At 67.6% G+C, this 24,654-nt stretch carries 20 protein-coding genes; 13 read left to right on the top strand and 7 right to left on the bottom strand.

Features of this window, described 5'->3' with window-relative positions; translation table 11 throughout:
- Positions 1-256 precede the first annotated feature (256 nt).
- From IG04_RS0127595 to IG04_RS0127585, 3 genes are read left to right on the top strand one after another with little or no spacing between them, the layout of a single operon-like run.
- Positions 257-9,151: an RHS repeat-associated core domain-containing protein gene (locus IG04_RS0127595; RefSeq protein WP_159460473.1), complete on the top strand. Its 8,895-nt coding sequence runs from the start codon at positions 257-259 to the stop codon at positions 9,149-9,151.
- Positions 9,129-9,527, top strand: a complete 399-nt coding sequence (locus IG04_RS0127590) for a hypothetical protein (RefSeq protein ID WP_030479641.1) — start codon at positions 9,129-9,131, stop codon at positions 9,525-9,527. Before IG04_RS0127595 ends, IG04_RS0127590 begins: the two co-directional genes overlap by 23 nt.
- Before the next feature lie 49 nt (positions 9,528-9,576).
- The gene (locus IG04_RS0127585; RefSeq protein ID WP_030479640.1) at positions 9,577-10,554 is read left to right on the top strand and encodes an aldo/keto reductase; all 978 of its coding nucleotides are present in this window, start codon (positions 9,577-9,579) and stop codon (positions 10,552-10,554) included.
- Between the two features lies 1 nt (position 10,555).
- Here IG04_RS0127585 and IG04_RS0127580 read toward each other — a convergent pair whose 3' ends face one another.
- The gene (locus tag IG04_RS0127580; protein ID WP_084401386.1) at positions 10,556-11,059 is read right to left on the bottom strand and encodes a PadR family transcriptional regulator; all 504 of its coding nucleotides are present in this window, start codon (positions 11,057-11,059) and stop codon (positions 10,556-10,558) included.
- 77 nt (positions 11,060-11,136) lie between these two features.
- Between IG04_RS0127580 and rlmN the strand changes: the two genes are divergently transcribed.
- Both rlmN and IG04_RS0127570 read left to right on the top strand, forming a co-directional pair.
- Positions 11,137-12,243 carry a dual-specificity RNA methyltransferase RlmN gene (gene rlmN, locus IG04_RS0127575; RefSeq protein ID WP_030479638.1) on the top strand — a complete coding sequence of 369 codons (1,107 nt, stop codon included), beginning with the start codon at positions 11,137-11,139 and terminating at the stop codon, positions 12,241-12,243.
- Between the two features lie 44 nt (positions 12,244-12,287).
- Positions 12,288-12,923, top strand: coding sequence for a hypothetical protein (locus IG04_RS0127570; RefSeq protein WP_030479637.1), 636 nt, complete (start codon positions 12,288-12,290; stop codon positions 12,921-12,923).
- Between the two features lie 66 nt (positions 12,924-12,989).
- Here IG04_RS0127570 and IG04_RS0127565 read toward each other — a convergent pair whose 3' ends face one another.
- Positions 12,990-13,352 carry a winged helix-turn-helix transcriptional regulator gene (locus tag IG04_RS0127565; protein ID WP_051770854.1) on the bottom strand — a complete coding sequence of 121 codons (363 nt, stop codon included), beginning with the start codon at positions 13,350-13,352 and terminating at the stop codon, positions 12,990-12,992.
- A 103-nt stretch (positions 13,353-13,455) separates the two neighbouring features.
- Between IG04_RS0127565 and IG04_RS0127560 the strand changes: the two genes are divergently transcribed.
- Positions 13,456-14,355, top strand: a complete 900-nt coding sequence (locus IG04_RS0127560; protein WP_211257826.1) for an NADP-dependent oxidoreductase — start codon at positions 13,456-13,458, stop codon at positions 14,353-14,355.
- Here IG04_RS0127560 and IG04_RS0127555 read toward each other — a convergent pair.
- Positions 14,352-14,609, bottom strand: a complete 258-nt coding sequence (locus IG04_RS0127555; RefSeq protein WP_063758331.1) for a DUF2631 domain-containing protein — start codon at positions 14,607-14,609, stop codon at positions 14,352-14,354. The genes IG04_RS0127560 and IG04_RS0127555 overlap by 4 nt on opposite strands.
- 143 nt (positions 14,610-14,752) lie before the next feature.
- Here IG04_RS0127555 and IG04_RS0127550 point away from each other — a divergent pair, with 143 nt between their 5' ends.
- Both IG04_RS0127550 and IG04_RS0127545 read left to right on the top strand, forming a co-directional pair.
- Complete coding sequence (locus IG04_RS0127550) at positions 14,753-15,892, top strand: ABC transporter ATP-binding protein (protein ID WP_030479633.1); 1,140 nt, start codon at positions 14,753-14,755, stop codon at positions 15,890-15,892.
- Positions 15,885-17,018 (top strand): polyamine ABC transporter substrate-binding protein, encoded by a 1,134-nt coding sequence (locus IG04_RS0127545; RefSeq protein ID WP_030479632.1) that lies wholly within the window; start codon positions 15,885-15,887, stop codon positions 17,016-17,018. The genes IG04_RS0127550 and IG04_RS0127545 overlap by 8 nt, the downstream gene beginning before the upstream one ends.
- Here IG04_RS0127545 and IG04_RS0127540 read toward each other — a convergent pair.
- Both IG04_RS0127540 and IG04_RS48280 read right to left on the bottom strand, forming a co-directional pair.
- The gene (locus tag IG04_RS0127540; protein WP_084401388.1) at positions 17,005-18,117 is read right to left on the bottom strand and encodes a cytochrome P450; all 1,113 of its coding nucleotides are present in this window, start codon (positions 18,115-18,117) and stop codon (positions 17,005-17,007) included. The two genes, IG04_RS0127545 and IG04_RS0127540, sit on opposite strands and share 14 nt — an antisense overlap.
- A complete protein-coding gene (locus tag IG04_RS48280; protein ID WP_030479794.1) occupies positions 18,092-18,631 on the bottom strand; it encodes a TetR/AcrR family transcriptional regulator in 540 nt (179 codons plus the stop codon). Before IG04_RS48280 ends, IG04_RS0127540 begins: the two co-directional genes overlap by 26 nt.
- Before the next feature lie 44 nt (positions 18,632-18,675).
- Between IG04_RS48280 and IG04_RS0127530 the strand changes: the two genes are divergently transcribed.
- The 3 genes from IG04_RS0127530 to IG04_RS0127520 all read left to right on the top strand — a co-directional run bounded on the left by IG04_RS0127530 (position 18,676) and on the right by IG04_RS0127520 (position 21,225).
- The gene (locus tag IG04_RS0127530; RefSeq protein ID WP_245816253.1) at positions 18,676-19,515 is read left to right on the top strand and encodes an ABC transporter permease; all 840 of its coding nucleotides are present in this window, start codon (positions 18,676-18,678) and stop codon (positions 19,513-19,515) included.
- Entirely contained in the window at positions 19,512-20,318 is an 807-nt protein-coding gene (locus IG04_RS0127525) for an ABC transporter permease (RefSeq protein WP_030479629.1), read from the top strand. Before IG04_RS0127530 ends, IG04_RS0127525 begins: the two co-directional genes overlap by 4 nt.
- A gap of 88 nt (positions 20,319-20,406) precedes the next feature.
- Positions 20,407-21,225 (top strand): ArsR/SmtB family transcription factor, encoded by an 819-nt coding sequence (locus IG04_RS0127520; protein ID WP_144065388.1) that lies wholly within the window; start codon positions 20,407-20,409, stop codon positions 21,223-21,225.
- Positions 21,226-21,294: 69 nt separating this feature from the next.
- On the opposite strand, the gene IG04_RS0127515 is transcribed toward IG04_RS0127520, so the two are convergent.
- On the bottom strand, positions 21,295-21,753 hold the full coding sequence (locus tag IG04_RS0127515) for a peptidase inhibitor family I36 protein (RefSeq protein WP_084401392.1): 459 nt from the start codon (positions 21,751-21,753) through the stop codon (positions 21,295-21,297).
- Between the two features lie 186 nt (positions 21,754-21,939).
- Between IG04_RS0127515 and IG04_RS0127510 the strand changes: the two genes are divergently transcribed.
- Entirely contained in the window at positions 21,940-23,544 is a 1,605-nt protein-coding gene (locus IG04_RS0127510; RefSeq protein WP_036016015.1) for a sensor histidine kinase, read from the top strand.
- Positions 23,541-24,191 carry a response regulator gene (locus tag IG04_RS0127505; protein ID WP_030479625.1) on the top strand — a complete coding sequence of 217 codons (651 nt, stop codon included), beginning with the start codon at positions 23,541-23,543 and terminating at the stop codon, positions 24,189-24,191. Before IG04_RS0127510 ends, IG04_RS0127505 begins: the two co-directional genes overlap by 4 nt.
- Before the next feature lie 149 nt (positions 24,192-24,340).
- Here the strand turns inward: IG04_RS0127505 and IG04_RS0127500 are convergent, their stop codons facing one another.
- Positions 24,341-24,607, bottom strand: coding sequence for a GlsB/YeaQ/YmgE family stress response membrane protein (locus IG04_RS0127500; protein ID WP_030479624.1), 267 nt, complete (start codon positions 24,605-24,607; stop codon positions 24,341-24,343).
- Positions 24,608-24,654: the final 47 nt, after the last annotated feature.

The raw sequence follows: 24,654 nt of genomic DNA, 5'->3' as shown, positions 1-24,654 counted from the left end.
TTTGGTCGCGCGAGGCGCGGCGAACGTTACCTCGTTCCCAGGTACTTGCGGAGAAGTCGCCGATGAAGCATTCTTTGGTCGCCGTGCGGCGGACGGGGGACTGTCGCGCGGGTCGGTAGGTCTTTCTTGGGGGGAAGCTGTGCCTAAAAGCAAGGGGATTGGTCTGCCACGCGCAAGAGCGGGCAGACGTGCATCAGTCCTATTGGCTGCGATCCTGGTGACAATTGGCTTCTTCGGGCCACACGCGTCTCAGTTGATGCCACAGTTGAACGGTCTGCGTGAGCTCGCCGAGGCGAGGGCGTTGTCCCCCAAGCAGCAGTGGGGTTCGGCGGACGGCCACTCGCACGAGCTAAGTGACGGTTCCCCGAACCAGGACGAGCCCGTCTCCCTGCAGAGCAAGTACCCGTCCATCAAGGGCCAGAGCGCCGACGCCGTGCGCAACGACGTCGAGGTCAAACCAACCTCCTCCGACGTGCGCGGCTTCGACGCCTCCACCAGCAAGGAACTGCCGGGCCAGCGCGGCGAGAGGGAGCGCACGTACCGCAACGCTGACGGCTCGCTGACCACCGAGTTCAGCCAGAGCGCCGTCAACTATCGCAAGCCCGACGGCACCTGGGCGCCGATCGACACCACGTTCGTGAGCACCGGTGACGGCTGGCGCAACGCCGCCGACCGCGTCGATCTGCGGCTTGCGGGCCGCGCGTCAGAGGACTCGTTGGTGCGCATGCGCTTCGACGACCAGCACGAGGTCGCGTTCGGTCTGCGCGGCACGGCGGCGTCGGCTGGTGTCGCTGACGGCAGCACGGTCACCTACCCGCAGGTCATGCCCGGCGTCGACCTGAAGTTCGAGGCGCAGTCCGGCGGCGTCAAGGAAATCATGGTGCTCGCGTCGGCCGACGCGCCGCACTCGTGGACGTTCCCGTTGCGGCTCAAGGGTTTGACGGCGAAGGTCGTGGACGACCAGGTCGTGCTGCACGACCGCGACGGCAACGAGCGAGGCCGCTTCCCCCGCGGCTTCATGACCGACTCGAGCATTGATCCGAACACCGGTGACCCCGCGCTGTCCTACGGCGTGAAGTATCAGATCGCCGATGGCGTGCTGAAGGTCGAGGTCGACTCCGCCTGGCTGCGTGACCCGGCACGCAAGTTCCCGGTCCTGGTCGACCCCACCATCGAGACCCGCGAGCCAACGCGCGCCCGCTTTTACCAAGGCACCTGGAACACCGAGAGCACCGAGCTGAAGGTCGGCAACAGTGGAGGTCTGAACTCCGCCGCCTATCTGGATTTCGGCGGCGTCGAGAACACCCTGGCCAACCACAAGATCCACGGTGCGGCGCTCGCCCTCACCAACTACTGGTCGTGGTCCTGCAGTCCGCGGCCCGTCACCGTGCACGCCGTCACCGCGCCATGGGGCGGAGGAGGATTCCCCGGCCCCGCCTACGGCGAAGAGCTCAGCTCGGCAAGCTTCGCGCACGGCTACATCGCGCCCATGCAGACGCGGTCCAACTGCCCCACCGCGGTCGAGCAGATCAACCTCGGCGTCAAGGGCCGCGACCTGATCCAGCGATGGGTCACCGGCGCACAGGCGAACCACGGCCTGACCGTGCGAGGGTCCGAGTCCGATGTCTACGGCTGGAAGAAGTTCACCAGCAAGGGCACCGCGAACCCTCCGCGGCTCTACATCACGCATTCCCCGTACGACGCCGAGTACCGCATCGACCGCGGCGTTCCCGAGCCCGCGGTGCTCGCGAACCGGGGCGGCAAGGTCAAGCTCACGGTGACCAACCGCGGCGCGCAGACCTGGACGCCGTCGACCTTTGCTTTCGGCTACCGCGTGTTCACCGACGCGGGCAGCCCTGTCAGGACCGTCGAGACCGCACTCCCGCACGACGTGCCGCGCGGCGGCTCGGCGACGATCGAGGTCCAGATCGACGCGCTCGACCACGGTACCTACCTGCTCGACTTCTCCATGTTGCGCAAGGGTGGGCCCTGGTTCACCGATGAGCACGTCCCGCCGGCGCGGTTGTCGTTCCGCGTGCCCAACATCCCGCCGCTGGTCAAGGCCCAGTACCCGCCGAACGGTTACTCGGCGGCCACCCTGACGCCCCAGCTGTGGGTCGACGCTGTCGACGTCGACTCCCCGCCGAACCGCGCGCTCAAGTACCGATTCCAGGTGTGCGAGGACTCCGGCGGCGCAACTCCGTCCGGCTGCTTCGACTCGGGCAACATCGACGATCGCATGTGGACGGTCCCCAAGGACAAGATGTTCTGGGGCAGGGTCTATATGTGGCGCGCTACCGCCATCGACGACAAGGGGCAGGAGAGCGAGGCGCTGCCGTGGAGCACGCTGCTGACCTCGGTGCCGCAGCCCAGCATCACCACGCATCTGGCCAACGCCCCGTACAACGGCGCGAACAAGGCGTTCGACCCGAACAACGGCAACTACTTCTCCAGCGCGATCGACGCGTCGATCACTGGGTCAGGCCCGGAGCTCTCCGTTGCTCGCACGTACAACAGCCTCGATCCGCGCCGTGACCTCTTGTTCGGCGCAGGGTGGTCGACGCGCTGGGACATGAAGGTCGTGCCGGACGACGACGGTTCCGGCAACGTCCTCGTCACACTTCCTGACGGCCAGCAGGTGCGGTTCGGCCGCAACCCCGGTGGCGGCTTCGCGCCGGCGCCCGGACGGCAGGGAGACCTGCACCCGGAACCCGCCGAGTTCGGTGGCGGCTGGACCATGGTCGACACCTCGTCGACGTCGTACCGGTTCGGTGCGGACGGCAAGCTGACCAAGATCACTGATCAGACCGGTCAGCAGCTCGACGTCCGATACGAAGCGGGCAAGCTGTCGCAGGTCGTGAACCCGCGCAGCGGCCGCAAGCTGACCTTCGCGTGGTCTGGTGCGCACGTGCAGTCGGTGACGACGGACGTCGTCAACGGCAAGGCGCTCGTCTGGACCTACAAGTACACGGGCGACAAGCTGACCGAGGTGTGCGACCCGGCGAACGGGTGCACCAAGTACGACTACGCCCAGGGATCGCACTACCGCAGTGCGGTGATCGACTCGATTCCCGGTTCCTACTGGCGCCTCGGTGACCCCGACGGCACCCGGATCGAGAGCCAGGTCCGCACCAACCTCGGCAAGGACGACGGCACTGCCAAGGACACCTCCTGGACTGCCGGAGCGATCGCGGGATCCCCGGACGGCGCGCGGACGTTCAACGGCAGCTCGTCGTTCGTGAAGCTGCCGCCTGGCCTGATCAAGAAGAACCGCGACCTGGCCGTCGAGATGTGGTTCAAGACCACCGCCGGTGGCCCGCTTCTGGGCATGCAGCACTTCGAGCTAGGTTCGGCCACGCCGCCCTCCTCGCCGCAGTTGCCGGTGCTGTGGGTCGGCACGGACGGCAAGCTGCGAGGCAACTTCTGGAACGGCAAGACCGAACCGATCACCACGACCGGAGCGGTCAACGACAACAACTGGCACCACGTCGTACTGTCCGGTTCGCTGGGCACGCAGTCGCTGTTCGTGGACGGCAAGTTCGTCGCGTCGGCTCTCGGTGAGATCAACCACCTCACCATGACCCAGAACCAGATCGGCGCCGCGAGCTCCGACGGCTGGCCCGGCCTGCCCGCCGGAGTCCGGTACTTTTCCGGCGTCATCGACGAGGTCGCGTTCTACGAGCACCCGATCGGCACCACCGCCGCCAAGCAGCACTTCGAGTCAGCCGCGCCGTCCGACCAGCTGACCAAGATCACGCTGCCCAGTGGCCGGGTCGCCGCGACGATGAGCTACGACGTCGTGAATGACCGCCTGCGCGAGTACGTCGACCGCAACGGTGGACAGTGGCAGCTGGCCGCGCCGGCGGTGACCGGCACCGAACAGAACCTGGTGCGCACCACCATGGTTCGCGATCCGGGCAACCGGTTCCACTACGCCGACTACGACCCCGCCCGCGGCCGCGTCCTGCGCTCACTCACCCCGCTCGGCCAAGGGGTGCGTCCGGAGGATCTGCCTCCCGGTACGTCGTTGCCGCCCGGTGGTGACCAGGGCGGCCCCAACCAGGGCCAGGGTGTGCGCACGTTCGACTACGACGCGCGCGGTTTCCTGAGCAAGATCGTCGACGAGAACGGCAACAAGGTCGAGCTGACGAATGACTCGCGCGGCAACCCGATCTCGCGCAAGACGTGTCGAACCTCGGACACCGACTGCCACACCTCGTACTCCAGCTATTACAACAACCCGAGCGATCTCACCGATCCGCGCAACGGCAAACTGCTGACCGCGTCGGACGGCCGCTCATCCGGTCCTGACGACACCAGGTACCGCACGACCAACACCTACACCGGTGTGGGCGTGCGCGGCCTGATCGAGTCGCAGGTCGCACCTGACGGCTCGACGGCGCGGCACACGTACACGACGTCGTCTTCGGTCGGCCCGGCCGGCCTGGTGGAGACGACGATCGACGGACGTGGTGCCAAGACGTCGTACTCGTACTACGCCTCAGGCGACCTGGAGAAGGTGACGAACGCGGCCGGCCTGGTCACGAAGTTCACCTACGACGCCCTCGGTCGCAAGATCACCCAGACCGAGATCTCCCAGGCGTACCCGCAGGGCCTCACATCGACGTACACCTACGACGAGCTCTCGCGGCTGAAGACGGTCACGCGTCCGGCGACGACGAACAAGATCACCGGCGTCAAGCACACGCTCCAGACCACATACGAGTACGACGCGGACGGCAACACCACCGCCACCCAGTCCGCCGACCTCACCGGAGGCGATCAGACCCGCCGCGTGGTGACCGAGTACGACGGCCACGGCCGGGCGGCGAGGGTCACCGACTCCGAAGGGAACGTGACCACCAGCGGTTACGACACCTTCGGCAACCTCGCGTGGACCGTCGACGCGGTCGGCACCAAGCAGGAGTTCGCCTACACCGCTCGCCAGAAGATCGCCGAGGTGCGTCTGCGGGCGTGGCACGGCGACCCTGTCGGGCCCGGTGGCCCCGGTGGTGACGGTGAAGGTCAAGGCGACACGACCGTGCGCGAGACGTTGGTCGTGCAGGCCTTCGCCTACGACCTCGCAGGCAGGCTCACGCGTGAGACCGACGCGATGGGTCGCGCCAAGCGTTACGAGTACTACCGGGACGACTCGGTTCGCCGCGTCGTCGCCTCCAAGATCCGTGACCCGTTCGACCCGGTCGTCGCGCCCCGCGACCTGGTGCTGAAGGAGTACACCTACGACGGGGCAGGCAACGTCGTCCGTGAGGCGAGTGCCGGCGGGCTCGCCGTTGAGAACACCTACGACGCCCTCAACCGGGTCAGGACCTCCAAGGCGGACCCGGCGGGTATCGGCCGCCTCACCACCTACGACTACGACGCCGGTGGCAACGTCACCAAGGTCGCCGTCACGGGCAAGCCGTCCAACAGCGTGCATCAGGACGTCCAGCGCACTACGGCCGCCGAGTTCGGCTACGACGCCGCGGGCCGCCGCACCAGCGAGACCGCGTTCAACGGCACCGAGCGCTTGACCACGTCGAGCGTCCTGGACGACCGAGGCCTGCTACGTTCGGTCACCGACCCGCGCGGCACGTCCGACGGCGCCGACAGGGCGGCGTTCACCACCGACTACGGCTACGACGAGGGCGGCAACGCCGTCTCCGTCACGGCACCGCCCGCCCAGGTGGAGGACAACGGCACGGTCATCACGTCGCGACCGTCCGTCCACACCGGACTCGATGCGTTCGGTGGCGCGGTCGAGCTCAAGGACGCCAAGGGGAACATCAGCAAGCAGGCGTTCGACAAGCTCGGCCGCGTGGTGCGCACCGAGTCTGCCGAGTACACCAAGCCCGGGGCGAGCAACGGCGCGCGCTCGGTCACGCTGACCGAGTACACGCCGCTGGGCGACGTGCGCAAGGTGACCGACCCGCGCGGGGCCGTCACCGAGTACAGCTACGACCAGCTGCGGCGAGTGGTGGCCGCGTACCAGGCGGACGCCACCGTCGCGGGACGTACCAACGGTTCCTGGCTTTACAGCTACACCCGTGCCGGCGAACGCCTGTCGATCACCGACCCGACCGGTGCGCGAGCGGAGGCGACCTACGACGACCTTGGTCGTCAGGTCACCGCCACGCGCTTGGAACGGCGGCCCGCTGTCGCCGCCCTGGTCACGAAGTCGGTCTACGACGACGCGAGCAACCTCAAGGCGGTGACCTCACCGTCCAATGAGGTCACGACGTTCACGTACGACGCTCTGGGGCAAAGGATCTCGGCGAAGGATGCCGCCGGTGTCGTCACGAAGTTCGGGTACGACAGCGCTGGCCGCCAGTCCCGCGTGTCCGACGGCTTGAACCGCACGTCGTTCCAGAGCTACGACACGGCAGGCCGGCCGTCGACCCGATACGACCTCGACGCGAACGAGTCGCTGTTGCGGATGTCGCGCAACTTCTACGACCGCGCGAGCAACGTCGTGAAGACGACGGATCCGCTGAACCGGTCGACCAACTTCACCTTCGACGCACTCGGTCGCATGGTCAACCAGGTCGAGCCGGTGGCGGACGGCAAGTCGATCACCACGTCGTTCGGCTACGACGCCGCGGGCAACCGCAGCCGTTTCACCGACGGCCGCGGCAACGCGACGACCTACCGGACGAACAGCCTCGGACTGCCCGAGTCGGTGATCGAGCCCGCGACCGAGGCGCACCCGAACGCGGTCGACCGCACCTGGACGAGGTCGTACGACCTCGCCGGCAACGTGGAGCGCGTGGTCGCGCCGGGTGGTGTCACCCGCACGCTGACGTACGACTACCTCAACCGCCTCACCGGGGAAACGGGTGAGGGTGCGGAGGCCTCGACGGCGTCGCGTTCCCTCGGCTACGACGCCGCGGGTCGCCTGACGAGCTTCAACGCTCCCGGAGGTACCAACACCCTTGAGTACAACGACCGCGGTGCACTTCTCTCGGCCACCGGCCCGTCCGGCGACTCCCAGTTCACCTATGACGACTCGGGTCGCCTGACGCAGCAGGTCGATGCCTCGGGCACCGCTCGTTACACGTACCACCAGGGCAGGCTTTCCACCGTCCAGGATGGACTGACCGGTGCCGCGCAGGCGTTCGGTTACAACGAGGCCGGCCAGGTCAAGTCGGTGACGTTCGCCGGCAAGGTGCGGTCCTACGACTACGACGTGTACGGCAGGCAGATCTCCGACGTCCTGCGCGACGGCACCACCACGTTGTCGTCGATCGAGTACGGCTACGAACTCAACGACCTGGTCAAGTCGAAGAAGACTTCGGGCCTCGCTGGTTCGGGTGAACACACCTATGCGTACGACTACGCGGGCCGGATGACCGCCTGGTCGTACGGCGGCAAGACGACGTCGTACGAATGGGACGACGCGGGCAACCGCGTGAAGGCCGACGGCAAGACGTCCACCTACGACGCCCGCAACCGCCTGATGTCCGACGGCGACAAGTCCTACACCTGGGCCGCACGGGGGACCCTGCGGAGCTCCGGTTCCGACGCCTACGAGTTCGATGCGTTCGGTCGCTCGGTGAAGCGTGGCGCGACCACGTTCGGCTACGACGCCCTGGACCGCATGGTCACCCGTGGCGCACAGAAGTTCTCGTACGTGGGTGCGAGCCTCGGTTTGGCGTCGGACGGCAGCCAGAAGTTCAGCCGTGGTCCCGGCGGCGAACTGCTCGCCACGCAGCGCGGCTTGGCCATGACCGACATGCGCGGCGACGTGCTCGCGGAGTTCTCGACTTCAGGCCAGAACGCCGGAGACACCACGACCTACGACCCGTTCGGCAAGGTGGTGTCGGGGGCGCGGACCGGACTCGGTTACCAGGGTGACTGGACGGATCCGGACTCCGGTGAAGTCGACATGGGCGCGCGTTGGTACTCGCCGTCGACCGGCGGGTTCACCGCACGCGACAGCATCTCGCTGCCGACGAGCCCTTCAGGCCTCACCAACCGATATGCCTACGGTCGTGGTGCTCCCGCGACTTACGTCGATCCCGACGGCCATCAAACGGACACGATCATCGCGCCGGGATACGACGACTACGTCAGGGGGAAAGAAGCCCAGCGCGACAGGCAGAACGTCAGGAGCTGGGGCTTCACGGCAATCAGGTTCGGAAAGTTCGTTCCCGGAGTCGGCGGGGCGATCAGCGCGGCAGAGGGCATCTTCAGTCTCTTCGAGAAGCCGGAGGTCCAGTACGTCCAGTCCCCGGTGTTGAAGAACCTCCGCTTCCCCAAGAACACCACCGCCGGCTCGACCTGGTTCAGCGACATGCTCCGCGGGTTGTACGGCCAGCTCGTGAACCTCGGCCGATACCTGAAGGACCTGCTCGGCGGCATCAGGTGGCCCGGTGGGTATGGAAGCGTCAACGCCCCGCAGCCGGTGTGGGACCCGTCGGTGGCTGCCAGGGCCGAGGCCGAGAAGAGCGCCAAGGAGGTCGCGCTCGCGCCGCCTGCCGCGGCGACGCAGCCGATCGTCGAGGCCGGGGTCGTCTCCAGCAATCCGCAGGCGCCCGCGTCGAGGGTCGCCGTCGAGATGGGCGACGTCCAGGACGCGAACGAGGTCGTTCGTCAGGTGCGGGAGGCGGTGCTGGGCACCGACAACCCGGTGATCCAGAACGCCGCGGAGCAGAACCCGTCCGAGTTGTCGGGCTCGGGCAGTGGCACCAACATCTACACCGAGGACGGGATCTTCAAGGTAGTCAAAGGCGAAGACGGTTCTGCTTCACACCGCCAGGTCGCCTGGAACGGCGGGGGAGAAGCTGAAGCCGTCGAGGAGGACGATGACCCGAAGATCTTCACGAACTTGAAGCCCGAGGACGAGCCCAACTTCGCCAGATCATTCAGCGCCGATGTCTTGCGAAAGAGGAAAGGTAAGTACCAATACGTTGTGTTTCCCAACGGCGCCATCAAGGTGGGGCAAGGCGACGGCCACGTGAGCCTCGCCAGAGGTCGAGACGTGATCGCGGCGGGCGAGGTGAAGATCGCGCACGGCGAGGTGGTATGGATGGACAACGACTCGGGACACTACAAGCCTCGTGGTCGGCACGCCAAAGCTGCGGCCGAGGCGGCCTTTGACAGGATTGGGCTCAACGGAACAGGAAAGTACATTGATCGCTTCCCGACCGGCTGACCGCTCGTCGTGCGAGATCATCGGCGACAAAATCGATTTCTTGCGTGATGTGCAACGGATCGCGTCTGGATACGACCAGTACGAGCCTTTGATGGATGACCTGCTCGATCGGATCCTGAGTCATGACGAGTGTCGTGACTACACGATCAAGAAGTTCGAGCAGATGCTCGATGAGATCGACTGGGACTGTGTCGTGATTCTGCAGTTCTGCATGCATACGCTGAAGTGGCCGACCATCAAGGAGAAAGCCGCTGCGCTGCTAGCGGTAACGGACAAGATCAACGCTGAGCGCTGGTATCGCCACGTGCTCGAGTCCTTCGACGATAACTGGCCTGACCGCGATCTCTGGGAGCGATATGCGCCTTCGGATCTCTGATCGGTATTTGAAGCAGGCTTCGGAACTGAGGCGGGACTAGGCTCGGTTCGTGGAGAAGCGAAACGCAGGCAGGTTGAACCGCCAGGTCGGCGTCGTGGGGCTGGGGTGCTGGCAGCTCGGCGCCGACTGGGGCGAGGTGGACGAGAGCGACGCGCTCGCGTTGCTGCACGCCGCGGCCGACACGGGGGTCGACTTCTTCGACACCGCCGACGTGTACGGCGACGGTCGCAGTGAGACGCTCGTCGGGCGGTTTCTGAAGGAGCGCAAGGACGACGGCATCTTCGTCGCCACGAAGATGGGGCGGCGGCTGCCGGCGCAGGTCGCTGAGGGGTACAGCCGGGAGAACTTCCTCGCGTGGAACGACCGGAGCCGCCGCAACCTGGGTGTCGACACGTTGGACCTCGTGCAGCTGCACTGTCCGCCTACCGCGGTTTACAGCAGTGACGAGGTGTACGACACCTTGGACGAGATGGTTGAGCAGCAACGGATTGCTGCCTATGGCGTGTCAGTGGAGAAGGTCGAGGAGGCGTTGGAGGCGATCCGGCGCCCGCACGTGGCGAGTGTGCAGATCATCATGAACGCGTTCCGGCTCAAGCCTCTCGAAGAGGTGCTGCCCAAGGCCGCCGAGGCGGGGGTCGCGATCATCGCGCGGGTGCCGCTTGCGTCCGGGTTGCTGACCGGGAAGTACGACAAGGCAACGACTTTCGGTGCGGACGATCACCGCAACTACAACCGCAACGGTGAGGCCTTCGACGTCGGCGAGACCTTCTCCGGGGTGCCTTACGAGATCGGTCTGGAGGCCGTTGAGCGGCTCCGGCCGTTGGTGCCGGAAGGTGCCACGATGGCGCAGTTCGCGCTCAGGTGGATCGTGGACCAGTCCGGCGTCAGGGTGGTGATTCCCGGTGCTCGCAACGTGGAGCAGGCGCGGGCCAACTCACAGGCGGCCTCGCTCGAACCGGTGGACGGCAAGGCCGTCGCCGAGGTGTACGACGAACTGATCCGGCCGCACGTGCACGACCGGTGGTAGGTCACTCCTCGGCGAGGATGGCGTAGAGCTTGCGCCGCAGCTCGTTGTAGAGCTCGACCGCGCGGGTCTTCTGCTCGGGCGTGCCCGCGTGGGAGATCTGCTCCGTCGCGGCGCCCAGCAGCCGGACGGCTGTGCGCAATTCGCCGTCGACCGGGTCGAGCTGGATCTCGATGTCGCGCCAGGGCGGAGCCGGGTGCTCCGTCCTGCCGTGCTCGGTGAGGTTGAACAGCTTCTTGCCTCCCTCTTCCGCTGCGGAGACGAGGCCTTCGTCGGCGAGCATCTGCAGCGTCGGGTAGACCGAGCCGGGGCTCGGGCTCCACACGCCGCCGGTGCGCCTGGCGATCTCCTGAATGATCTCGTAGCCGTGCATCGGCCGTTCTGCCAGCAAGGACAGAACCGCCGCCCGGACGTTGCCGCGCCTCTGGCGGCCGCCCCTGCCGCCGCCCCCGAAGGGTCCGTGGCGGTGCCTGTGGTGGTGATCTCTGTGGTGTGGTTTCATCATCATGTCGTTAACGATATATCGGAACCTATCGCGATGCAACGGTCTTGTGTTGGTGAAGTTCGTGGGACACTAGATGTGCTATGACCTCGCTTCCCCTTGTCTTCGACGCGCCCAAGCGCGGCCTGCCGCCGCGCCACCTGGTCGACCTCTCACCCGCCCAACGCGCGGAAGCCGTTGCGGCCCTTGGTGAGAAGCCGTTCCGGGCCAAGCAGCTGTCGAACCACTACTTCAGCCGCCTGACCGTCGACCCCGCCGAGATGACGGACATCCCGGCGACCACGCGCGACAAGCTGGTGGCCGACCTGATGCCGCCGTTGTTCACGGTCGTGCGCAAGGTCACTGCCGACGAAGGCACCACGTCGAAGACGCTGCTGCGCGCGCACGACGGCACGCTCATCGAGTCCGTGCTCATGCGCTATCCGGACCGAGCGACGTTGTGCATCTCGTCGCAGGCCGGCTGCGGCATGGCGTGCCCGTTCTGCGCGACCGGCCAGGGCGGCCTGCAGCGCAACCTGTCGACCGCGGAGATCGTGGACCAGGTGCGCCTCGGTGCCGCCGCCATGCGTGACGGCGACCTGCCCGGCGGTCCCGGCCGGCTCTCGAACATCGTCTTCATGGGCATGGGCGAGCCGCTCGCGAACTACAAGCGCATCCTCGAGGCCGTCCACCGCATCTGCGACCCGGCGCCGGACGGCCTGGGCATCTCACAGCGCCACGTGACGGTGTCGACGGTCGGTCTCGTGCCCGCGATCAAGAAGCTGACCGAGGAGGACCTGCAGGTCCGCCTCGCGGTGTCGCTGCACACGCCGGACGACGAGCTGCGCGACACGCTGGTGCCGGTCAACACGAAGTGGAACGTCTCCGAGGTGCTGGAGGCGGCGCGCGGGTACGCGGACAAGACCGGTCGCCGCGTCAGCATCGAGTACGCGCTGATCCGCGACATCAACGACCAGGGCTGGCGAGCCGATCTTCTGGGGAAGAAGCTGCGCAAGCACCTCGGGCAGCTTGTGCACGTGAACCTGATCCCGCTGAACCCGACGCCGGGCAGCAAGTGGGACGCGTCGCCGAAGCCGGTGGAGCGGGAGTTCGTGCGGCGGGTTCGTGAGCAGGGTGTCGAGTGCACCGTGCGGGACACGCGCGGGCAGGAGATCGCGGCTGCCTGCGGTCAGCTCGCCGCCGAGGGCTGAATTCGCTAGCTCGAACCGCTGACCTGGCGTTACCGTTCCCCGCGATGAAACTCGAGGGGGAACGCTGGCGCACGATCGTCAGCACGGTCCGGCTGGGGCGGGACGAGTACCGGGTGGTGCGGCCGGCCCAGCCGTTGCGTCATGCGCCGTTGTACGAGGGGTACATGGGCGTCGAGGCGTGCGTGACCAAGTCCTCAGCGCTCGACATCGCCATGGCATGGGCGTTCGCGATGCGTTCGCCGCGCACGTTGGTATACCTGCCGTTGCGGCAGAGCGACTGCAAGTGCCGTAGTGCCGACGGGCCTGCGCTGGACCTGGTGCTGTTGCACCACAGCCTCGGGTTTCGGCTGGCGAAGTGGACGGACGTGCGCGCCAAGATCCGGGCCGGCCGGCCGCACACCGTTGTCTGCCAAGGTTTGCCGCAGGAACGGCCCGCGCCTCATTGGGACCGGGAGAAGCTGAGCGGCGAGGTCGTGGGCAGCACCGTGTTCGTCGTCGGCAGCAGGCCGACGTTCCAGGCCGGCGGGCAGGCGTTCCGGCAGCTGGTCGAAGACTGCCCCAGGCACATGCACGAGGCTGTCGGCACGCATTGCTGCGCTGAGGTCACCGCCAAGGACCGGCACTGGAACTGGCTGCACGTCGTGTATTGCGACAAGCACCGGGTGAGCACGCGCCGATGAAGCTCGAAGGGGCACGGTGGCGCACGATCGTAAGCGGAGGCCGTGTAGGGCTGGGTGCTCGCGTGATCAGCGGGTGGTAACGGGCTCCAGGCCGATGGGGCCGGCGCTGTCGAACGTCTCCCGCGCCTCGGCGACGGTCTCGTAGTTCTTCTGTGCCCACAACCGCAGCGCGGCCAGCGGCTCGGTGACGCTGCGCCCGAGTTCGGTCAGCTCGTACTCGACGCGCAACGGCACCGAGGGGTAGACCGTGCGCGTGACGAGCCCATCGCGCTCCAACGTGCGCAACGTCTGGGTGAGCATCTTCTGGCTGACGCCCTCCAGCCGGCGCTTGAGCTCGCCGAACCGCTTGGGCCCGTCCTCCAGGTCGCCGATCACCAGCGCCGTCCACTTCGACGCGACCATGTCCAGCAGGTCGCGGCACGGACACATCTTGAGGTAAACGTCCCTGATCACAGCTAGTTTCTATCAGGTACCTAGTGCACAAGATAGTGCCTGATTGCCAGGAGAGACCTGCTCTCCCATGCTTGACAGCATGCGAGCGATCATCCAGCACGAGTTCGGCGGCCCTCTGACCCTCACCGACGTGCCCAAGCCGGCACCACTTCCGACGGAGGTGTTGGTCAGGGTGCACGCGGCGGGCGTCAACCCGGTCGACTGGAAGACCAGCGCCGGTAGCGGTATGGCAGGGATGCAGACGTTCCCGTTCATCAACGGCTGGGACGTCTCCGGCGTGGTCGAGGAGGTCGGCTTCGGCGTCACGACCCTCAAGGCCGGCGACGAGGTCTACGGCATGCCGTGGTTCCCGCACGCCGCGGGCGCGTACGCCGAGTACGTCACGGCTCCGTCCCGTCACTTCGCGAAGAAGCCGAAGAGCCTCACCCACGTCGAGGCGGCCGCGCTGCCTCTCGCCGCGCTCACCGCCCACCAGATCCTGATCGACACCGCGGACGTGCGGAAGGGCCAGAAGGTGCTGATCACGGCCGCGGCGGGCGGCGTCGGCCACCTCGCGGTCCAGATCGCGAAGGCGCACGGCGCGTACGTCATCGGTACAGCGCGCGAGCCCAAGCACGCGTTCCTGAAGGACCTCGGCGCCGACGAAGTGATCGACTACACCAAGGGCGACTACGAAGGCACCGACGTCGACGTGTTCGTCGACCTGGTGGGTGGCGCGTCACCGGCGGCGGTGCGGCCGGGCGGGTTGTTCGTCGGCGTGCCGTCCGGAGTGGACAGGCCCCTGCGCGACGACATCAGGACCAGTCCGATCCTGGTTGAACCCGACCGCGCGGGCCTGGAGGCGATCGCGGCGCTGGCCGAGTCGGGCGAGCTCAGGGTGCACGTCGACGCGACGTTCCCGCTGGAAGACGCCGGAAAAGCACATGCCCTGGGCGGGACGGGCCGCACCCAGGGCAAGATCGTGCTGGAGACCTTCTAGCGGCGCCAGGGCTTCTTGCTGCGCGCGGCGTCCCACAGCAGGAAGGCGATGATCGAGACCCCGGTGACGACGAGGAAGATGTCCTCGGTCTTGCCGTGGTGGTTGCCGATCAGCATCAGGAAGCAGAAGATCGCCGAGAGCCAGCCCGCGATGCGGGTGCCCTTGGGGAACGTGCCGTGCCAGCCCCACTCGTGCGACGGCTCCTCGTGAGGGTCGACGGCAGGACGCTTGTCCAGTTCCGAGGACGTAGCCACGGTTTCCTCCACTGCTCATCCGGATTACGAAACCATCGTCGCACATGACGGTGAGCACTGAGGTGTGAGGTCGCGCGCGCACGACTGACGAGGGTTTAGGCTCTTCGGGGCCTGCCCGTCCGATCTTGCGAAGGCGCCTCGACTTGACCGGCTTCTCTCCCGCCGAGGGCTCCACCCCGGACACGTTCGCCCCCGTCGAGATCGGTCTCCACGGTGTGCGCAAGCGCTTCTCCGACCAGGTGGCGGTCGACGGCGTCTCGCTCGACGTCCACGAGGGCGAGTTCTTCTCGGTGCTCGGGCCGTCCGGCTGCGGCAAGACCACGGTCCTGCGCATGATCGCCGGATTCGTTGACCCCGACGAGGGCCGTATCGAGCTCGACGGCAACGACATGGTGGGCGTTCCGCCCTATCGGAGGGACGTCAACACCGTCTTCCAGTCGTACGCGCTGTTCCCGCACATGTCGGTGTGGGACAACGTCGCGTACGGGCTCAAGCGCAAGAAGATCCGCGGCGACGAGTTGAAGAAGCGCGTCGGTGAGCACCTCGAACTGGTGCGGCTGTCGCAGTTCGCCAAGCGCAGGCCCGCGCAACTCTCCGGTGGCCAGCAGCAGCGTGTCGCCATCGCCCGTGCGCTCGCCGCCGGTCCGCAGTTGTTGCTGCTCGACGAACCGCTCGGCGCGCTCGACGCCAAGCTCCGCAAGGAACTGCAGATCGAGCTGATGCGCATCCAGCGCGAGGTCGGTACGACGTTCCTTTACGTCACGCACGACCAGGAAGAGGCGCTGGTCCTCTCGCACCGCATCGCCGTGATGAACGCGGGCAGGATCGAGCAGGTCGGCTACCCCGAGGACGTCTACGAACGGCCCGCGACCCGGTTCGTCGCCGGGTTCATCGGCACGTCCAACATCCTTGACGCCGAGGTGTCCGGTGTGGACGGTGGGCTGGTGTCGCTGACGGCTCCGGGCGCCACGAACCTGCGTGCCAGGTTCTCCGGCAGCGTCAGCCACGGCCGCAAGGTCGCCGCGACCGTGCGGCCGGAGAAGGTGCACCTGTTCAACGAGTCCGCCGAGCCTCCGACCGGCTGGTGCGTGCTCCAGGGCGTCGTTCAGGACGTCGTCTACACGGGCGTGTCCACGCAGTTCGTGGTCGGCACCCCCGGAGGTGTGCTCACGGCGTTCGTGCAGAACGCCCAGCGCATCGACGACGCGGGCTCGCCCGGCCAGTCCGTGCGGGTGGCGTGGGACCCCGAGTTCACCGTGCTGCTGGAGCCGGACGATGGCTGAGCAGGTCCGGATCGCCCGGCTGTGGGACGTCGACAGCCCGCGGGTGACCCGGCGCACGATGCTGGGCTCGATGGCGTTCTTCGCGCTCGCCGCCTGCGCGGTCGGCCCGGCGCCCACCGATGCCGGTGGCCCGAGTGCCGGCAGGGCCGCGAACCTGGTCGACGAGCCCATGCTCAACTTCTACAACTGGACGGACTACATCGCGCCGGAGACGTTGCCGGGCTTCACGTCCGTGAGCGGCATCGAGGTCACGTACGACAACTTCTCGACCAACGACGAGATGGAAGCCAAGATCGCGTCCGGCCAGGCCGGCTACGACCTGGTGGTGCCGTCGGACAACTTCCTGCGCCGGTTCCTGCGGTCCGGACTGCTCCAGCCGCTCGACCACGACGCCATCCCGAACCTGCGCAACCTGGAACAGCGGTTCGTGGAGGCCGAGTACGACCCCGGCAACAAGTACTCCGTGCCGTGGGCCTGGGGTACAACGGGTCTGGCGTACTCGAAGTCGCAGATCGGCGGTGACGTCACCGGGTTCGACGCCTTCGACCTGCCGAACGCCCAAGGCCGCAGCTCGATTCTCGATGAGGCCCGCGACGGCATGGCCATCGGCCTGCTGAAGCTCGGTCACGACCCGAACACCACCGACGCGGGACAGATCGACGACGCGGCGAACTTCCTGCTGTCGTTGAAGAAGAAGCTCGGCCAGATCACCTCCGACGTGATCGAACCGCTGACCTCGGGCCAGGTGCGACTCGCGCAGTCGTACTCCGGTGACGCGTTCCAGGCTCGCGCCGCCAACGACGACCTCGGGTACGCGATCCCGACCGAGGGCGGACTGTCCTACGTGGACCTGCTCGTCATCCCGAAGGACGCGCCACACGCCGGGAACGCGCACCGGTTCATCGACTACATCCTCGGTGCGGAAACGGGTGCGGCGCTGTCCAACGCCGTCCGGTACGGCAGCCCCAACGCCGCCGCGAAGCCGTTGATCGACAAGGAACTCCTGAACGACCCGGTGGTCTACCCGCCGGACGAACAGCTGGCGAAGCTCCCGTTCACCAAGGACCTCGGCGGCGACGCCGAAGCGCTCTACGCGGACGCCTGGACGAAGGTCAAGACCGGCTGACGGGGAACGACCTCATCCCCCTGATCACCACGGACTCGCGGAACGTCACCGGCCCCGTCTGCCGCAGTTCCGGCATCCGGCGGGCCAGCGCGCGGAACGCCACCTCGCCCTCCATGCGCGCGAGCGTCGCGCCCAGGCAGTAGTGGATGCCGCTGGAGAACGCGAGGTGCTCCGGCTTGTGCACGCGCATCACGTCGAACTTGTGCGCCTCCGGATAGACCTCGGGGTCGCGGTTCGCGGCGCCGATCAGCAACGTCACCCACTCGTCCTTGCCGATCTCGTCGACCTGCTCGTGCGCGATCCGGCTGGTCATCTGCACCGGCGGTGCCCACCGCAGTGTCTCCTCGACTACCGCGGACGCGAGTTCGGGCCGAGCCTTGAAGAGCTTCCACTGCGCGGGGTGGTCGAGCAGTGCGCGCGTGCCGTTGCCGATCAGGTTCACCGTGGTCTCGAAACCCGCGACCAGCAGCAGTACCAGCGTGCCGAGCATCTCCTGCGCGGTGAGCTTCTGCTCGGCCTCCGCGGCGACCAGCGAGCTGATCACGTCGTCGCCGGGTGTCCTGCGGCGTTGGGTGATGAGCCGGTCGAACAGCGCGAGCACCTTGTCGTTGGCGTTCGCCATCTCCTGCGTCACCCCGGAGTCGAACGACGCGGCGACGAGCGCGCCGTAGTCCGCGAACTCCGCGGTGTCGGCGTCGGGAATGCCCAGCAGGTCGCTGATCACCGAGATCGGCAGCGGCGCCGCGAAGTCCGCGATCAGGTCGAACTCGTCCTTGTCCAGCAACGACTCCGCGACCTTCTCCACGCGGGTCCGGTACTCGTCGATCTTCTTCGGGCTGAACGCGGGCATGGCGATCCGGCGCAGCCGGGTGTGGTCCGGCGGGTCCTGTTCCAGGAACGACTCGGGCAGCAGGCTGCCGTTGCTCGGATAGCTGCCGTCGGAGAGCCGGACGCCGAACCTCCGATCGCGCAGGATCCTGTTGGCCAGTGGATGGCTCGTCGTGAGCCACGTGCCGCCATCGTGCGTCAGCGGCCCTTGCGCGCGTAGCCGTTCGTAGATCGGGTGCGGGTCTTCATGTCCGGTCAGTTGCTCCAGCACTTGCTACCCCCTCGAACACCGTGGTCAGGACGAACCGGGGAGCGTCCAACGGCGCGAGACGGCCGTAGTTGATCGCTTCCCAGGCGTTGAAGAGCCCGGCGTAGAGGGTGTGCAGGATCCACCACGCGGGCAGGTCGCGGCGCAGCTTGGTGCCCTGCAGCCGGGTGATCAGGTCGAGCACGGGCCGGTCCATCTCCTCGATGCGCGTCCTCAGTTCCTCGTCGCGCTCCAGGCCGGGGAAGCGGAGCAGGAACTCCACCCGCGGGCCGAGCGCGACCAGGCGCGTCATGAGGTCCTCGATCGCGTCGTCGCTGCCGAAGTCCACCTGGCACGACACGGAGTCGATCAGGTCCAGCGCGTCGTTCGCGACCGCGCGGACCAGGTCCGTCCGGGTCGGGAAGCGTTTGTGGAGTGTGGTCCTGCCGACACCGGCCGCCCGTGCGACGTCGCCCAAGGACGCGGTCGGGTCCTTGAGCAGCACCGATGTCGCCGTCTGCAGGAGGTGAACACTCATGTTCACAACGGTACATGAATGTTCGCATGGCAAGATGTGGATCTGTGCCTCGACGCTGGCTGAAGGCCAACGCCCTCCTCGCCCCGACCGGCCTCTGGCTGGGGTTCTTCCTGATCGCGCCCCTCGTCGTGGTCGTCGAGTTCAGCTTCGCCACGCGGCACACGGGGGTCGCCCGCGCGGTGCTGCCGTGGACGGTCCAGGCCTACCGGACGGCGCTGGACCCGGCGTTCCTGCCGATCTTCGGCCGGACCCTGCTGTACGCCGGCGCCACCACCGTCGCGTGCCTGCTGCTCGGGTTTCCGCTGGCGTGGTTCATCGCGCGGTACGGCGGGCGCTACCGGACGGCGTTGCTCGCGGCGGTGCTGATCCCGTTCTGGTCGAGCTATCTCGCGCGGATCTACGCGTGGAAGGCGCTGCTGGACGGCGAAGGGCTCGTGAACACCGTGCTCGGGTGGGTCGGGCTGGACAGGGACGGCGGGTTCCTGCTGACCCACGGCGCGGTCGTGCTCGGTCTGACGTACGGCTTTCTGCCGTTCATGGTGTTGCCGTTGTACGTGGCGTGCGAACGGTTCGACGTGCGGCTGGTGGAGGCCTCGTACGACCTCGGGCACGGGCGGGTGTCGACGTTCTTCCGTGTGGTGCTGCCGGGGGTCATGAGCGGCGTGCTGGCCGGGTCGTTGCTCGTGCTGGTGCCCGCGGCCGGTGACTTCGTGACGCCGAAGCTGCTCGGCGGGGTGGAGCAGTCGACGTTCGGGTCGGTGATCGACGACCAGTTCCGCGGCGGCAACAACTGGCCGCTGGGTTCGGCGATGGCGGTGTTGCTACTCGTGCTGGTGGTGTTCGTGCTCGTGTTGCGCGGGCGGCGTGGGGAGGACGTCCTGTGAACCGTCGTCCGTGGGCGCTCGGCGCCGTGGTGGCCTTGGTCTTCCTGTTTTTGTACGCACCGATCGCGTGGCTCGCCATCGCGTCGTTCAACTCGTCTCGGTCGTTGTCGCGGATCAGCGGGTTTTCGCTGCAGTGGTACGCGGAGCTGGCCGACGACACGCGTGTGTTCGCTTCGCTGCAGCTGACGTTGCAGCTGGCGTCGGCGTCGGCGGCGATCTCGACGGTGATCGGGACGTTGGCTGCTTTCGGGCTGCGGCGTGCGTTTCCCGGTCGCGGGCTGTGGACTGTGTTGCTGTCGTTGCCTCTCGTGGTGCCCGAGGTCGTCATGGGTGTGGCGATGCTGGGGTTCTTCGTCAAGCTCGCCGGTGTGCCCCTGGGGTTCGGGGCTCTGCTGTTCGCGCACGTGGCTTTCTCACTGAGTTTCGTGGTCGTGGTGGTGCGGTCGCGGGTGTCCGGAATGGACGCCCGGATGGAGGAGGCCGCGGCCGATCTCGGCGCGTCGCCCTTCGTCGCGTTCCGGACCGTGACGCTGCCGCTGGTGGCGCCCGCGGTGGTGGCCGGTGCGGCGTTCGCGTTCCTGCTGTCGTTCGACGACGTGGTGATCTCGTCGTACCTGACCGGCGTCGGGTCCACGACGTTGCCGGTGTTCGTCTACGCGCAGGCTTCGAAGCGCGGGATCTCGCCGGAGATCGTGGCGTTGTCGACGCTGATGGTGGCGGCGACGGCGCTGCTGTTGATCATCGGCGTGGTGATCGCGTCGTGGCGGGCGCGCAGGGCGGGATCCGTCGCGCGGCTGGCCTAACTTCGAGCCAGGGCTGTATCTCCGCCCGTGTGCGGATGACTTCTCCGGTGGGGGACATGGGCATTCCTTGGGGGAAGACGTGCCGCAGTTGCGCATCCATTTCACCGATCGGGACATCGCGCACACGGGGTTGAAACTGGAAACCGACCTGACGTGGGAGACCGTCAGCAGCACCCAGGTCCTGCGACACGGGAACGGGGACCTGTCCTTCGGTCCATGGCGCCGCCACGTGCGCGAGCTCGCCGTACACGACCCGGATCTGCGGATGGCACTGCACACCGTGATGACCGCGGCGCCGCACTGGCCGGACGACCTCGCCACCGCCGCGTTCCGGCAGCTGCGCCAGGCTTTGCGCGTCTACCGCCGGCGCGTGATCGAGCCGCACCTGCCGATCATCGAGGCCGGCCTGTGCACCGATGCGGCAGCGAGGATCCACGAGTACCTGCAGTGCGGCCCGGAAGGGCTGCTGAGCACGCTGGGCACCGCGACGCGCTGGCATCCGCCCGTGCTGTCCGTCGACCACCCGCACGACCGGGACCTGCACCTCGGCGGGCGGGGTCTCACGTTGATCCCCTGCTACTTCGCCCTGCGCCACCTGGTCGCTCCGGCGGGCCCGGTGCTGGTGTTCCCGATCCGGACCGAGTCCCGCCTCCTGGCCGGCGGGCGCGCGGGCGGTGGCCAGCTGACCGCGCTGCTGGGTGCCACCAGGGCGTCGATCCTGCGGTCGGTGGTCGGCGGGAGCACCACCACCAGGCTGGCGAGGCTGGTGGGCGTCGCCCCCGCGACCGTGAGCCACCACACCGGTGTCCTGCGCGAGGCGGGTCTCATCGCCACCGAACGCGAGGACAACTTCGCCCGGCACCTGATCACCCCGCTGGGACTGCGGGTGCTCGCCGCGGGGCGGTGAACGCGGCTGAGGGCCGTCGCGACGGCGTCCACTGCGGACACTGCCGGACGGCCCTCAGTCGTCAGCTGCTCACCAGCAGGTGTTTCCGGTGACCCACTTGTGGGAGCGGATCTGCACGTTCGGGAAGTTCGGTGCCTCCGCGCCCCGAGCGACCCAGTAGGCGGTGCCGCCGGTGTAGTTCGCGCCCAGGTACAGGCACACCCTGGTGTAGGACGTGCTGACCCCGGCGTTCTCGACCGCCCTCACCGCGCGGGTTCCCGACCAGGAACACCGGACGTCCCCGCCCCGCCAGTCGGGGTCGGCGCCACCCCAGCTGCAGCGGCTGCTGCTGCCGTCACTGACCGGCCACGCGCACATGTTGCCGCTGCCGCACGACAAGGCCTGAGCCGACACGTCCGGCTGCGCCGGCGCGCCCACCTCGGCGGGACCGCTCAGGTTGATCTCGACCGGTGTCGCCGCTGCCGCCGTCCCCAGCAACGACATCAACGCCAAGGCGGCGGCGAACAGCACACACAACGCTTTTCTCATGTTTCCCCCCTGAGATTGATGTGCAGGAGGCGGAGTATGCCGAGACGATCATGAGCGGAAGGGGTCCTTCGAACCTCGTCGAAGGGGTTCCAAGCGACCTGGGTCAACCTCGGCGTCAACTTTCGTCGCGGGAATTCGATACTCCAGCGTGCCGCGCGGACATGGGACCTCTCGTAGGTTGAAACCGTGACTACTGCTGTGCGGACCAGGGCCGAGGCGTTCCGCGCCGACACCCTGGCCCGGCTCCGGGCGCTGACCCCGGTGCGGCTCGTCGGCGACCTGCTCGTCATGGTCGGCGTGCTCCTGCTGGACCTGTGGCCGGGGCCGTGGGCGGAGACGAAGGCGTCGGGCTGGACGCTCGTCGCCTACTTCGCCGTCTACGTGGTGACGCTGCCCCTGCGGCACCTGCTGCCGGCGACGGTCATGATCGCGGGCGCGGCGATCCCGTTCTTCGGTCCCGCCATGATGGTCGTGCTGAGCTACACGGCGGGCCGCCGGATCGAGTCGTGGGTCAAGGCCGTCGTGTCGACCGCGATCACGTTCGTCGTCGTGGTGCTGCTGTGGGACTGGGACCAGCGCCCGCTCGACGTAGAACCCGTCTACGGCATGCTGATCCTGATCACGATCTTCGGCGTGGGCGTGGCGCTGCCGTTCCTCGTCGGCCGCTACTTGGCGCAACGCGAGGCACTGGTGCAGGCCATGCAGGACCGCGAGGCGCGCATGCGCGTCGAGCACAAGATGTTGTCGCGCCAGGTCCGCCTCCGCGAACGCAGCCGCATCGCCCAGGACATGCACGACAGCCTCGGCCACCGCCTGTCGCTGATCTCCGTGCACGCCGGCGCGCTGGCGCTGGATCCGTCGCTGGGGGACAAGCAGCGCGAGGCCATCGGGGTGCTGCGCTCGGCGGCGTTGACCGGCATGGGGGAGTTGCGGGCGATCATCGGCGTGCTGCGCGCGGAGGACGGTCCCGACGACGACCCCGCGACACGGACCGCAGAGTCCATCGACTCGTTGGTGAGCGACGCGCGCAAGGCCGGTGTTCTGGTCAGTCTGGTGCGCGGCGGACAAGCACACCCGTTGCCGTCCCGCGTCTCTCACGCGGCCTATCGCGTGGCCCAGGAGGGCCTGACCAACGCCGCGAAGCACGCACCGGGCGCCGCCGTGCAGGTGACGGTGAAGTACGAGCCGGACGCGCTGGTCGTGGAGGTACGCAACAACCCGTCGCGCAACGGTTCGCCGGTCCAGGCGCCGGGCGTGGGCCTGATCGGGCTCACCGAACGCGTGCGCGTGGCCGGCGGCATCCTGCACGTCGGCGCGTTGCCCTCCGGAGGCTTCCGCATCGCCGCCGTGCTGCCGTACGAGGAGACGCCGCTCCCCGACGAGCCCGAGGACGAACAGGACGAGACCGAATCGCCGCGCGGCATCCGCAAGTGGGCGGGCGTCGGCTCGATAGCGGGGGCGTCGCTGGTGCTGACGATCATCATCGGCGGTTTCACCTACCTCGGCTCGCAGCCCGTCACCGACGTCGTGTCGCAGGAGAGCCTCGACAGGATCGAGGTGGGCCAGCCGGAGGCCGACGTGCTCGCGTTGCTCCCGGCCGGTGACGAACCCCTGGTCGCCGACGGTGAACGCAAGTCCCAGGCCAGCCCGGAACCGCCGGGTGCACGCTGCGTCTACCACATCACCGACGAGCAGTCGTACCTCGCGAAAGGCACCCGAGTGGTGCGTTTCTGCTTCCGGGACGGCAAGCTGGTCGAGAAGAAGATCCACGTTCAGAGGACAGGTCAATGATCCGGGTGCTCATCGCCGACGACGAGCCGCTGATGCGCGCCGGCATCAAGGCCATTCTCGGCACCGCCGACGACATCGAGCTCGTGGCGGAGGCCGGTGACGGTCGCGAGGCCCTGCAGATCGTGCGCGAACGCCGGGTCGACGTGGCCGTGCTCGACATCCGCATGCCGCGCATGGACGGCCTGGCGTGCGCGAAGGAACTGCGGGTGGTGGCACCTTCGGTCCGGGTCGTGATGCTGACGACGTTCGGCGAGGACGACAACATCGTGCGCGCGCTGTCGGACGGCGCGGCCGGCTTCCTGCTGAAGGACTCCGCACCCGAGGAACTCCTCCGAGCCGTGCGCGCGGTGAACAACGGCGAGGCGTATCTGTCGCCGATGGTCACGTCGCGTGTGGTCGGCATGGTGGCGACGTCGGGGCAGCCGAAGCGGCAGGAGGCGCAGAAGGCCGTCGAGGGGCTGACCGACCGCGAGGTGGAGGTGCTCGCGCTGCTCGGGCAGGGCATGTCGAACGCCGACGTCGGCGCGAAGCTGCACATGTCCGAGGCGACGGTGAAGACCTATGTGTCCCGGTTGCTGGCCAAGCTGGGGCTCACGAACCGGGTGCAGGCGGCGCTGCTGGCACGCGACGCGGGCATCGCGACCTGACTTGATCAACGCGAGTTCGCGCTGGTCGTCCGGTCGAAGCGGCGGCCGGACGACCAGCTTCCCGGCGAACTCGCCGGAGTCTGCGAAGCAGCGACCAAAGACAGAGGCCGTTCGGGTGACACCCGAACGGCCTCAAACGTCTGTCGCGGCTAAGCGTGACTGCGCTTGCCTGCTACCAGGCGGTAGATGCCCAGCAGGATCAGCGATCCGACGATCGCCAGCAGCCAGGTCCGAAGATCGAAGAACGAGCCCAGGTCGGTCCCGAAGAGCGCGGATCCGATGAATCCGCCGAGAATCGCACCCACGATGCCGAGCAGCATCGTGATGATGAAACCGCCGGGGTCGTTGCCAGGCATGATTGCCTTGGCGATGGCTCCAGCCAGCAGACCGAGCACGATCCATCCGAGGATGCCCACGGAGAGTCTCCTTCCAACGACTTGACGCCGATGGAATGCCCTCGAAC

Source organism: Lentzea albidocapillata (assembly GCF_000719115.1).
GTDB lineage: Bacteria > Actinomycetota > Actinomycetes > Mycobacteriales > Pseudonocardiaceae > Lentzea > Lentzea albidocapillata.
Note: the sequence above shows the minus strand (reverse complement) of the source record. Positions and strands in the feature narration are given on the sequence as shown.

Coding starts and splice junctions, on each gene's coding strand:
- IG04_RS0127570 (WP_030479637.1), top strand. CDS start 12,288: ATGAAACTCGAGGGGGAACGCTGGCGCACGATCGTCAGCACGGTCCGG.
- IG04_RS0127580 (WP_084401386.1), bottom strand. CDS start 11,059: ATGATGATGAAACCACACCACAGAGATCACCACCACAGGCACCGCCAC.
- IG04_RS0127595 (WP_159460473.1), top strand. CDS start 257: ATGCCACAGTTGAACGGTCTGCGTGAGCTCGCCGAGGCGAGGGCGTTG.
- IG04_RS0127565 (WP_051770854.1), bottom strand. CDS start 13,352: ATGTGTCCGTGCCGCGACCTGCTGGACATGGTCGCGTCGAAGTGGACG.
- IG04_RS0127515 (WP_084401392.1), bottom strand. CDS start 21,753: ATGAGAAAAGCGTTGTGTGTGCTGTTCGCCGCCGCCTTGGCGTTGATG.
- IG04_RS0127545 (WP_030479632.1), top strand. CDS start 15,885: ATGGCTGAGCAGGTCCGGATCGCCCGGCTGTGGGACGTCGACAGCCCG.
- IG04_RS0127560 (WP_211257826.1), top strand. CDS start 13,456: ATGCGAGCGATCATCCAGCACGAGTTCGGCGGCCCTCTGACCCTCACC.
- IG04_RS48280 (WP_030479794.1), bottom strand. CDS start 18,631: ATGAGTGTTCACCTCCTGCAGACGGCGACATCGGTGCTGCTCAAGGAC.
- rlmN (WP_030479638.1), top strand. CDS start 11,137: ATGACCTCGCTTCCCCTTGTCTTCGACGCGCCCAAGCGCGGCCTGCCG.
- IG04_RS0127505 (WP_030479625.1), top strand. CDS start 23,541: ATGATCCGGGTGCTCATCGCCGACGACGAGCCGCTGATGCGCGCCGGC.